Below are 10,212 nucleotides of genomic sequence, written 5' to 3' on the forward strand. Positions count from 1 at the left end.
GGCCGCCCCCGTCCAGCCGGCCATGGCCCCGCCGCCGCAGTCGGCCGCGCCCATCGCCGAGATCGCCCCGGCCGCCGTACCGCCGCGGGTCCCGGCACAGGGACGGCCCGACCCGTACGAGGCGGGGCTCAAGGTGCGCCGCGAAGTGCTCGGTGACGCGTACGTCGACCAGGCGCTGGCGCAGGCGGACGAGTTCTCGGGGGACTTCCAGGAGCTCCTCACCCGGTACGCGTGGGGCGAGGTCTGGGACCGGCCCGGCCTGGACCGGCGTACCCGTAGCTGCGTCACCCTCACCGCCCTCGTCGCCGGCGGCCACCTGGAGGAACTCGCGCCCCACCTCCGGGCCGCCCTGCGCAACGGCCTCACCCCGGACGAGATCAAGGAAGTGCTGCTCCAGGCGGCCGTCTACTGCGGCGTACCGGCCGCGAACGGCGCCTTCCGGGTGGCGCAGCAGGTGATCCGGGAGGAGACCACGCCGCCCGAGTGAGTCCTGCCCGGCCGCGGGCCGGCCCGCGGCGGCAGGATGGAGTCATGAAGCTCACCAAGAAGTCGCATGCCTGCGTCCGTCTCGAAAAGGACGGGCGGACGCTCGTCCTGGACCCCGGCGGATTCAGTGAGGAGGACGCCGCCCTCGGCGCGGACGCGATCCTCGTCACCCACGAGCACCCCGACCACTTCGACGAGCTGCGGCTGCGCGCCGCGATGGAGAACAACCCGGCCGCCGAGATCTGGACGCCGAAGTCGGTCGCGGAGAGGATCTCGGCGGCGTTCCCGGGCCGCGTGCACACCGTCGGCCACGGTGACACCTTCACCGCAGCGGGATTCGACGTGCAGGTCCACGGCGAGCTGCACGCCGTGATCCACCCGGACATCCCCCGCGTCACCAACGTGGGCTTCCTCGTCGAGGGCGGCAAGGTCTTCCACCCGGGCGACGCCCTCACGGTCCCCGACCACCCGGTGGAGACGCTGATGCTTCCGGTCATGGCGCCGTGGAACAAGATCTCCGAGGTCATCGACTACGTCCGCGAGGTGAGGCCGCGGCGCGCCTACGACATCCACGACGCCCTCCTCACCGACCTCGCCCGGCCGATCTACGACCGCCAGATCGGGGAGCTGGGCGGCGCCGAGCACCGGCGGCTCACCCCGGGGGACTCCACGCGCGTGTGAGGCCCCGAACGGCGACGATCCCGGGCGGGACGGGGTTGTCAGTCCCGCCCGGTAGGTTGTGGGACATGCGCATCGCGACCTGGAACGTGAACTCGATCACCGCCCGCCTGCCGAGGCTGCTGGCCTGGCTGGAGAGCAGCGGCACCGACGTGCTCTGCCTCCAGGAGGCCAAGGTCGCCGAGGAGCAGTTCCCCTTCGACGAGCTGCGCGAGAAGGGCTACGAGGCGGCGGTGCACGCCACCGGCCGGTGGAACGGCGTGGCGGTGCTCTCCCGCGTCGGCCTGGATGACGTGGTCAAGGGCCTGCCCGGCGATCCCGGCTACGACGGCGCACCGGAGCCCCGCGCGATCTCCGCCACCTGCGGCCCGGTCCGCGTCTGGTCGGTGTACGTGCCCAACGGCCGCGAGGTGGAGCACCCCCACTACGCCTACAAGCTCCAGTGGCTCGAGGCGCTCCGCGCGGCCGTCGAGGGCGACGCGACCGGCAGCCGCCCGTTCGCGGTGATGGGCGATTACAACGTCGCCCCTACGGACGACGACGTCTACGACCGCGCCGCCTTCGACGACTCCACCCACGTCACCCCCGCCGAGCGTGCCGCCCTCGCCTCCCTGCGCGGCGCCGGCCTGTCCGACGTGGTCCCGCGCCCGCTCAAGTACGACCACCCCTTCACCTACTGGGACTACCGCCAGCTCTGCTTCCCGAAGAACCGCGGCATGCGTATCGACCTGGTGTACGGCAACGAGCCCTTCGCCAAGGCGGTCACCGACTCCTACGTCGACCGCGAGGAGCGCAAGGGCAAGGGCGCCTCGGACCACGCGCCGGTCGTGGTGGACCTGGACGTGTAGGCGCCCCCGGCCTCCCGTGCCGCTCCTGCGTGCCCTGTGGTGCACATGGCGGTACGAATGACAGTCTGGAGGTATGAACTTCCCCTTCCTGGGCAAGCGGCGCGAAGATCACCGGGCTCACGACGCCGAGGGCATCGGTGATCTGCTCGCCGACTGTGATCTGCTGCGCTCCCAGGCGTCGCGGGAGGGTGTCCGACTCGACGACTCCGAGGTCTCGCTGGAGCAGCTCGACCAGGTGCTGCCGCGCTGGCGAAGCGACGAGGAGATCCTGGCCTGGCTCGGCAACGACGCCGGTCTGTACCTCGGCACCGTGATCGTGCGCACCGTGCCCGGCGCCGCGTGGTCCATCCGGTCCGACGGGCAGCCCGTCGTCCGGCTCGCATCAGGCCGGGAGTTCGACGTGGTGGCGTCCGGCCACGCCTGGGCGGCGGACGGAGTGCCCGAGCTTTCCCAGCTGTACGGCGAAGTCGCGGAAGCGTGAACCCTTGGCCCAACGATCGCCTTAAATAGGGGTAATGCCCGAAAGGTGCGTGTCGTTGGCATGCCTGCCGTTTGTGTCGATACGTTGCAGTGGTCGGGTCACACACGAACGCACAGGGGCATACGCAGGGTGCAGCCGGAGATCACTGCTCGCGCGGCGGATCGGACGCCAGGACGGGCCGTCCGCAGGCGAGAAGAAGGTCAGCTGCACACCGGTCTCAGGCCCGGTGGGAGTTGCGGGTCGTCGGCGCCGGTGCCGGCAGGGGGCTCGTCGCCGCCCGGGTCACGTCCCCGACGAGCTCGACGACATCCGGGCCGTACGCCTGCGAGTTGACCACCTTCAGCAGCAGCACGAAGGAGTTGTTGCCGTGCTTGCGGGCGAGCTTCTCGTGGTGGCGCGCGAGGTAGCGGGTGGCGGCCTGGTTGGTGATCGCGCGCTGACCGCAGAACAGGAACGCCGGCCGGGCCTCGCGCCGGTCCCCGGCGGTGAGACGGGCCAGCAGGACGTACTCCGTGACGCCCGCGTCCATGCGGTAGCGCTCGCCACCGATCCGGAAGGCGCCGCGGTCCGGGCCCGGTTCCGGATCGATGTTGATCCGCACTCCGGGCAGCATGGCCGCCATGTGGGCCGCCATGCGCCGGTTCGACCCGGGACCGCCCACGCAGAACTCCGTACGCTCGCCGAAGCCCTGGTGGACCATGTCCTGGGTGACCACCTGGACGTGCGCGCCGCAGTCCTTGATCAGCGCGGACAGCTCCAGCAGCGCGAAGACGTCGAAGCGGTGGACCGCGGGTTCGGAGGCGGCGGGGTCCCGGTTGACGACCAGCAGCGACTCGGCACTGTCCGGCAGCCCGAAGAACGCCTGCCTGCGGCGGAGTCTCCGCTTCCACAGGTAGGTGCGGGTGAACCAGCCCAGCGCGGCACTGATGCTCGCCGCGACCACGCCAAGGACGATGTTGCGTACGTCGTCAGTCATGGGCGCGCATGCTAGCGGGCATCGGCGTACCGGTGTTCGAGGGGCCGGGACGAACGCGCACCTGACGCGACCATGACGATCAACTAAGCTGCCCGAACGGCCCTTCCCTGGAGGTGCGGATGCGTCGCCCTGTCGCACGGAAACTGACGGTCCTGGCGGTCTCGGCCGCCGTGGTGTCGGTGGGGGCGGCGGCGCCACCCACCGCCCAGAGCAGACCCGCCGCCCCGAAGACCCCGGTCGCCGTCGGCTACGGCGGCGCGGTCGCCAGCGTCGACCCGGACGCCTCCGCCGCCGGCATCGAGATCCTGCGCAAGGGCGGCAACGCCGTCGACGCGGCCGTGGCCACCGCGGCCGCCCTGGGTGTCACCGAGCCCTACTCCGCCGGCATCGGCGGAGGCGGCTACTTCGTCTACTACGACGCCAAGTCCCGTACGGTGCGCACCATCGACGGCCGTGAGACCGCGCCGCTGACCGCCGACGAGAACCTCTTCACGGAGAACGGCGAGTCGATCCCGTTCGCCGGCGCCGTCAGCAGCGGCCTCGCCGTCGGCACTCCGGGCACACCCGCCACCTGGCAGACCGCTCTCGACAAGTGGGGCAGCCGCAAGCTCGGCTCCGTACTGCGGCCCGCCGAGCACCTGGCCCGGCACGGCTTCACCGTCGACGACACCTTCCGCTCCCAGACCGCCGCCAACGAGCAGCGGTTCCGCTACTTCCCGGACACCGCCGAGCTCTTCCTGCCGGGTGGTGAACTCCCGGTCGTCGGCTCCACGTTCAAGAACCCGGACCTGGCGCGCACGTACAAGGAGCTGGCCCGCGAGGGCGTCGGCGCGATCTACCACGGCGAACTCGGCGAGGACATCGTCGCCACCGTCAACGAGCCCCCCGTCGACCCGGACTCCGGCTGGAACGCCCGCCCCGGTGACCTGTCGGCGAAGGACCTCGCGGCCTACGAGACCAAGCTCCAGGCGCCGACCAGGACCGCGTACCGCGGTCTGAACGTCTACTCCATCGCGCCCTCCTCCTCCGGGGGCACCACGGTCGGCGAGGCCCTCAACATCCTGGAACGGACCGACCTCTCCAAGGCGAGCAAGGCCCGCTACCTGCACCGCTTCATCGAGGCGAGCCGTATCGCCTTCGCCGACCGGGGGCGCTGGGTCGGCGACCCGGCCTTCGAGGACGTACCGACGAAGGAACTGCTGTCCCAGCGGTACGCCGACTCGCGCGAGTGCCTGATCAAGGACGACGCGGCGCTCACCAGCCCCCTCGCTCCCGGCGACCCGCGGCACCCCGCCGCCTGCGCGGGCGGCGGCACGGCGGCGCCGACGACGTACGAGGGGGAGAACACCACGCACCTGACGGTGGCCGACAAGTGGGGGAACGTCGTCGCCTACACGCTCACCATCGAGCAGACCGGCGGCAGCGGCATCACCGTGCCCGACCGCGGCTTCCTGCTCAACAACGAGCTGACGGACTTCTCCTTCGCCCCGGCCAACCCGGCCGTACACGACCCGAACCTGCCGGGCCCCGGCAAGCGCCCGCGCTCCTCGATCGCGCCGACGATCGTGCTGGACCAGCACCGCAAGCCGGTCGTCGCGGTGGGTTCGCCCGGCGGCGCCACCATCATCACCACCGTGCTCCAGACACTCACCGGCGTCATCGACCGCGGTCTCCCGCTCGTCGACGCGATCGCCGCCCCGCGCGCCAGCCAGCGCAACGCCGCGCAGACCGAACTCGAACCCGGTCTTTACGACAGCGGCGTGCGGGAAGACCTGGAGGCCCTCGGGCACTCCTTCAAGCTCAACCCCGAGATCGGCGCGGCAACCGGTGTGCAGCGGCTGCCGAACGGCAAGTGGCTGGCCGCCGCCGAGAAGGAACGACGCGGCGGCGGCTCGGCGATGGTCGTCAAGCCGGTGCGCTAGGGCTCACAGTTCGGGGACGGGCCGCTCAGGCGTCCGGAACGCCAGCCGCCCGTCCTCGACGTCGACCGTCACCCGGCCGCCCTCCGCGACACGGCCGTCCAGCAGCAGGCGGGACAGCTCGTTGTCGACCTCGCGCTGGATGGTGCGGCGCAGCGGACGGGCGCCGTACTCGGGCTGGTAGCCACGCTCGGCGATCCAGTCCACGGCCGCGTCGGTGAAGTCGGCGGTGATGCCCTGCGCGTGCACCTTCCGGCGGGTCTCCTCGAGGAGCAGGCTGGTGATCTGCCGCAGCTGCTCACCGCTGAGCTGGCGGAAGACGACGATCTCGTCGATGCGGTTGAGGAACTCGGGCCGGAAGTGCTCGCGCAGCGGGCGCAGCACCTGCTCGCGCCGGGCCTCCTCGTCCGCCTCCGAGCCACCGGCGCCGAAGCCGATGCCCGCGCCGCGCCGAGTGATCACGTCGGAGCCCAGGTTGCTGGTCATCACGACGACCGTGTTGGTGAAGTCGACCGTACGGCCCTGGGAGTCGGTCAGGCGCCCGTCGTCGAGCACCTGGAGGAGGATGTTGAAGACGTCCGGGTGCGCCTTCTCCACCTCGTCCAGCAGGAGCAGCGAGTACGGGTGACGGCGCACCACCTCGGTGAGCTGGCCGGCCTCCTCGTGCCCGACGTAGCCAGGCGGGGCGCCGACCAGGCGGCTGACCGTGTGGCGCTCCTGGTACTCGCTCATGTCGAGCCGGACCATGCGGTCCTCGCTGCCGAACAGCGCCTCCGCCAGCGCCCGTGCCAGTTCGGTCTTGCCGACGCCGGTCGGGCCGAGGAAGAGGAAGCTGCCGATGGGCCGGTCGGGGCTGGCGAGTCCGGCGCGGGAGCGGAGTACGGCGTCGGAGACGACCCGTACGGCCTGGTCCTGGCCGACCACGCGTTCGTGCAGGTGGGACTCTAGGCCCAGCAGGCGGTCCTTCTCCTCCTGGGTGAGGCTGCTGACCGGGATGCCGGTCTGCCGGGACACCACCTCGGCGATGGACTCGGTGCCGACCACCAGGTTCAGGCCCTCGTCGGCCTCGTCGCCGCCGTCGGCCTCGGTGATCCGCTGCTTCAGCTCGGTGATCCGGTCCCGCAGCTGCACGGCCTGCTCGTACTGCTCGTCAGTGACCGCCTGGTCCTTGTCCCGGATCAGCTGGTCGACCTCGCGCTCCATGGTGCGTACGTCCGTGCCCTTGGTGCGGGCCCGCAGCCGCACCCGGGCGCCGGCCTGGTCGATCAGGTCGATGGCCTTGTCCGGCAGCCTGCGGTCGGTGAGGTAGCGGTCGGACATCTCCACGGCCGCCACCAGCGCCTCGTCGGTGTAGCGGACCTGGTGGTGGGCCTCGTAGCGGTCGCGCAGGCCGCGCAGGATCTCGATCGCGTCCGCGGTGGTGGGCTCGGGCACCAGGATGGGCTGGAAGCGGCGGGCGAGCGCCGCGTCCTTCTCGATCCTGCGGTACTCCTCCAGCGTGGTGGCGCCCACGACGTGCAGCTCGCCGCGGGCCAGGGCCGGCTTGAGGATGTTCCCGGCGTCCATCGAGCCGCTCTCGCCGCCACCGCCCGCGCCGACGACGGTGTGCAGCTCGTCGATGAAGATGATCAGCTGGTCGGAGTGGGCGCGGATCTCGCCCACGATGTTGTTCATCCGCTCCTCGAAGTCGCCCCGGTAGCGGGTGCCGGCGACCACGCCGGTCAGGTCCAGCGCGACCACCCGGCGTCCGACCAGGATGTCGGGCACGTCGCCGTCGGTGATGCGCTGGGCCAGCCCCTCCACGACGGCGGTCTTGCCGACGCCCGCGTCACCGATCAGCACCGGGTTGTTCTTGCCGCGGCGGGAGAGCACCTCCACGGTCTGCTCGATCTCCTCCTCACGCCCGATCACCGGGTCGATCCGGCCCTGCTGGGCGAGGTCGGTGAGGTCGCGGCCGTACTTGTCCAGGGTCGGCGTGTTCGTGGACCGCGGTCCCTCCGCGCGGCCCTTCGCGGCGTCCGGCGGCTCCGTCGGCAGACCCGAGGGCGCGAACCGGGCCGCGTTCAGGATGTGCCCGGCGGCCGAGTCGGGGTTGGCGGCGAGGGCGCTGAGCACGTGCTCCGGGCCGATGTACCCGGTCCCGGTCGACCGGGCCAGCTCGTGCGCGTCCAGCAGGGCGCGCTTGACGGCCGGGGTCAGGGAGAGCGAGGTCGGCGGCGGGACCTCGCCCGGCGGGTGCTGCACCGGGCCGGTCCGTTCGTCGATCTGCGACGCCATCGCGTCGGGGTCGGCACCGGCCCGGCTGAGCAGGCCCCGGGTCGGCTCGGTGGCGAGCGCGGCCCGCAGCAGGTGCTCGGTGTCCAGGTCCCGGCTGCCGTGCTCCGCGGCGTACTGGGCGGCGCCGCGCACCAGCTCCCGGGCGGGCTGGCTGAGCAGCCGCCCGATGTCGATCTGCCTCGGCCTGGGTCCGCCGAAGAAGCGTGCCAGGAATTCCGCGAACGGGTCACCCTCCGGGCCCATGAAGCCGCTGCTCATCGTTTCCGGTCCTCCGCTGCTTCGCTGATCGACGTGCCGGGGCCGGGTAACCCGGGCGGGGTGCGCTCATGCCCAACATGACACGTTCTGTTCCTGCGGGCATGTGCGGCGACCCCGGTCCTCGGACCGCCTCAGAGGCCGTCCCGCGAGGTCAGGACGCGCGGACCGGCCTCCGTGATCGCCACCGTGTGCTCCACGTGCGCCGCCCGGGAGCCGTCGTTCGTGCGCAGGGTCCAGCCGTCCGGTGCGCAGTGGTAGTCGTCCCGGCCGCCGCCGATCAGCATGGGCTCGATGGCGATGACCATGCCGTGGCGCAGGGGCAGTCCCCGTCCCGGCCGCCCTTCGTTGGGGACCCCGGGGTCCTCGTGCATGTGCCGGCCGATGCCGTGGCCGCCGAAGTCCTCCATGATCCCGTAGCCGGCCGTCCGGCACACCGAGCCGATGGCGTGCGCGATGTCGCCGATGCGGTTGCCGACGACGGCCGCGTCGATGCCCGCCGCGAGGGCCCGTTCCGCGGACTCGATCAGCGTCACGTCCGCCGCCCGCGGGGTGCCCACGGTGAAGCTGACCGCCGAGTCGCCGGCCCAGCCGTCCAGGATCGCGCCGCAGTCGATGGAGACGAGGTCGCCGTCGCGCAACCGGTAGCCGTCCGGGATGCCGTGCACGATCGCGTCGTTCACGGACGCGCAGATGACGGCCGGGAAGGGCGTCGGGGCGAAGGAGGGCCGGTAACCGAGGAACGGTGAGGCCGCCCCCGCCTCCCGCAGTACCTCGTGCGCGACCGCGTCCAGCTCCAGCAGGGACACCCCCACGTCCGCGGTCTGCCGTACGGCGGTCAGGGCGCGTGCGACGACCTGGCCGGCCTCGTGCATGGCATCGATCGACGTGTCTGTCTTCAGTTCCACCATGCCAATTACTATACCGGTATTTGAATTGGTCTCGACTCGGACCGGTCCGGTACGGGAAGCCGGTATTAGAATGACGGCATGGTACGCACCCCTCTGACCCCCGAAGAGCGTGAACGCGGCGAGCGGCTCGGACGGCTGCTGCGTGCCGCCCGCGGCGACCGGAGCATGACAGTGGTCGCGGCCGAGGCGGGCGTCTCCGCCGAGACCCTGCGCAAGATCGAGACCGGCCGCGCGCCGACCCCGGCGTTCTTCACGGTGGCCGCGCTCGCCCGTGCGCTGGGGCTGTCCATGGACGAGCTGGCGGGGTTGTGCGCACTGGCGCCGGTGTGAGGATGGGGTGACGACACTCCCCGAAAACTCCCTGTAGCGGCGTCGTAACACGGCTGGTGTTCCCTACGTGACCGGATGGACCGGACCGGAGTCCTCCAGTGGGGCGGGAGTCGAGCGATGGCCGTGGAACAACTGCCGGGTCGGGTGCGGCGGTTCGCCCAGTACCTGACCGACCTGCTGACGCGCCTGGACCAGGGGGACGGTTGGTGCGGGGTGTTCTGGCAGCGCGACCCCGACGGCATGCGGGCCTGCCTCGACGGGCGCGAGGTGCCGCCCTGGGACGTGGTGGAGGCCCTGCTCCAGGACTTCGCCGGCCGGTACGGCGCCCCCGCCGCCACGGCGGAGACGGACCGGGGCCGCGCCCTCCACGCCGCCGCGCTCACCGCGTACGACTCCCTTCCCGGCGCCCGGGACGCCCTCGCTGACCGGCTCGACGTGATGCTCCGCGAGCAGCGGTACGCCGCCGAACGCCAAGTGGAACTGGGCCGCCTGCTCGCCTCGGCCACCGACCGGGAGGCGGCCGACGCCCTCCGCCTCGACCTGGCCTGGGCTCGCGACGACCACGCCCGGGCGACGGCCCGGTGCGCCGAGATCCGGGCCCGGACGGCGGAGCTGGACCGTCGCACGGGGGCCGTCCGGCCGGGAGAGGCCGAGGACGGCACCGCGATCCGCGCGGGCGTTCCCGAGGGGCTTGCCGGTTTCGAGGGGGAAAGACGAGTGCGCGGGCCGGCGGGACCGGCGCGCGGGGCGGCCGGTTCCGAGGGGGAGGGGCGAGTGCGCGGGCCGGCAGGACCGGCGCGCGGGGCTGCCGGTTCCGAGGGCGCGGGGTCACGCAGACGCCGTCGGGGCGGCGCGCGTTTCGCCGGGGCCTTCGACGAGGACGCCGCCCCTGCCTCCGTAGCCCCGGACGACGTACCGAGACCCCTCGCCGCACCGGCGGGCACCCGCACCCCGCGCGGCGCGCGCTTCGCCGGTACCGCGGAGGCCGCTGAGCAGCCGGCACCACGGCCCGAGCCGTCGACCGCGGCGGCGGAGACGGCAGCGGCAGGCC

9 protein-coding genes and 1 pseudogene are annotated in these 10,212 nt (G+C 72.3%); 7 read left to right on the forward strand and 3 right to left on the reverse strand.

All coding sequences use genetic code 11. From position 1 onward, the window contains the following. From pcaC to EBH09_RS29595, 4 genes are all read left to right on the forward strand, one after another. A partial coding sequence (gene pcaC / locus EBH09_RS29580; RefSeq protein WP_121749968.1) for a 4-carboxymuconolactone decarboxylase occupies positions 1–487 on the forward strand: 487 nt, incomplete at its 5' end. A gap of 44 nt (positions 488–531) precedes the next feature. Beyond that, the gene (locus EBH09_RS29585; protein WP_121749969.1) at positions 532–1,167 is read left to right on the forward strand and encodes an MBL fold metallo-hydrolase; all 636 of its coding nucleotides are present in this window, start codon (positions 532–534) and stop codon (positions 1,165–1,167) included. 65 nt (positions 1,168–1,232) lie between these two features. Continuing rightward, positions 1,233–2,012, forward strand: coding sequence for an exodeoxyribonuclease III (locus tag EBH09_RS29590; RefSeq protein WP_121749970.1), 780 nt, complete (start codon positions 1,233–1,235; stop codon positions 2,010–2,012). A 73-nt stretch (positions 2,013–2,085) separates the two neighbouring features. Continuing rightward, entirely contained in the window at positions 2,086–2,493 is a 408-nt protein-coding gene (locus tag EBH09_RS29595) for a DUF6278 family protein (RefSeq protein ID WP_121749971.1), read from the forward strand. Between the two features lie 217 nt (positions 2,494–2,710). Here the strand turns inward: EBH09_RS29595 and EBH09_RS29600 are convergent, their stop codons facing one another. Then, entirely contained in the window at positions 2,711–3,469 is a 759-nt protein-coding gene (locus EBH09_RS29600; protein WP_121749972.1) for a hypothetical protein, read from the reverse strand. Positions 3,470–3,588: 119 nt separating this feature from the next. Between EBH09_RS29600 and ggt the strand changes: the two genes are divergently transcribed. Further along, positions 3,589–5,391, forward strand: coding sequence for a gamma-glutamyltransferase (gene ggt / locus EBH09_RS29605; protein WP_121749973.1), 1,803 nt, complete (start codon positions 3,589–3,591; stop codon positions 5,389–5,391). A 3-nt stretch (positions 5,392–5,394) separates the two neighbouring features. Here the strand turns inward: ggt and EBH09_RS29610 are convergent, their stop codons facing one another. Continuing rightward, positions 5,395–7,923: an ATP-dependent Clp protease ATP-binding subunit gene (locus tag EBH09_RS29610; protein WP_121749974.1), complete on the reverse strand. Its 2,529-nt coding sequence runs from the start codon at positions 7,921–7,923 to the stop codon at positions 5,395–5,397. Positions 7,924–8,054: 131 nt separating this feature from the next. Then, positions 8,055–8,831 carry a type I methionyl aminopeptidase gene (gene map, locus EBH09_RS29615; protein ID WP_121749975.1) on the reverse strand — a complete coding sequence of 259 codons (777 nt, stop codon included), beginning with the start codon at positions 8,829–8,831 and terminating at the stop codon, positions 8,055–8,057. Between the two features lie 78 nt (positions 8,832–8,909). On the opposite strand from map, the gene EBH09_RS29620 reads away from it, so the two are divergent. Together EBH09_RS29620 and EBH09_RS39325 are read left to right on the forward strand one after the other, a co-directional pair. Beyond that, positions 8,910–9,161, forward strand: coding sequence for a helix-turn-helix transcriptional regulator (locus tag EBH09_RS29620; protein WP_121749976.1), 252 nt, complete (start codon positions 8,910–8,912; stop codon positions 9,159–9,161). 117 nt (positions 9,162–9,278) lie between these two features. Next, positions 9,279–10,212, forward strand: a pseudogene (locus EBH09_RS39325) (hypothetical protein); the annotation flags it as partial.

This window comes from Streptomyces sp. E2N166 (assembly GCF_003671715.1).
GTDB classification, from domain to species: Bacteria; Actinomycetota; Actinomycetes; order Streptomycetales; family Streptomycetaceae; genus Streptomyces; species Streptomyces thinghirensis.

Coding starts and splice junctions, on each gene's coding strand:
- EBH09_RS29585 (WP_121749969.1), top strand. CDS start 532: ATGAAGCTCACCAAGAAGTCGCATGCCTGCGTCCGTCTCGAAAAGGAC.
- EBH09_RS29590 (WP_121749970.1), top strand. CDS start 1,233: ATGCGCATCGCGACCTGGAACGTGAACTCGATCACCGCCCGCCTGCCG.
- EBH09_RS29595 (WP_121749971.1), top strand. CDS start 2,086: ATGAACTTCCCCTTCCTGGGCAAGCGGCGCGAAGATCACCGGGCTCAC.
- EBH09_RS29600 (WP_121749972.1), bottom strand. CDS start 3,469: ATGACTGACGACGTACGCAACATCGTCCTTGGCGTGGTCGCGGCGAGC.
- ggt (WP_121749973.1), top strand. CDS start 3,589: ATGCGTCGCCCTGTCGCACGGAAACTGACGGTCCTGGCGGTCTCGGCC.
- EBH09_RS29610 (WP_121749974.1), bottom strand. CDS start 7,923: ATGAGCAGCGGCTTCATGGGCCCGGAGGGTGACCCGTTCGCGGAATTC.
- map (WP_121749975.1), bottom strand. CDS start 8,831: ATGGTGGAACTGAAGACAGACACGTCGATCGATGCCATGCACGAGGCC.
- EBH09_RS29620 (WP_121749976.1), top strand. CDS start 8,910: ATGGTACGCACCCCTCTGACCCCCGAAGAGCGTGAACGCGGCGAGCGG.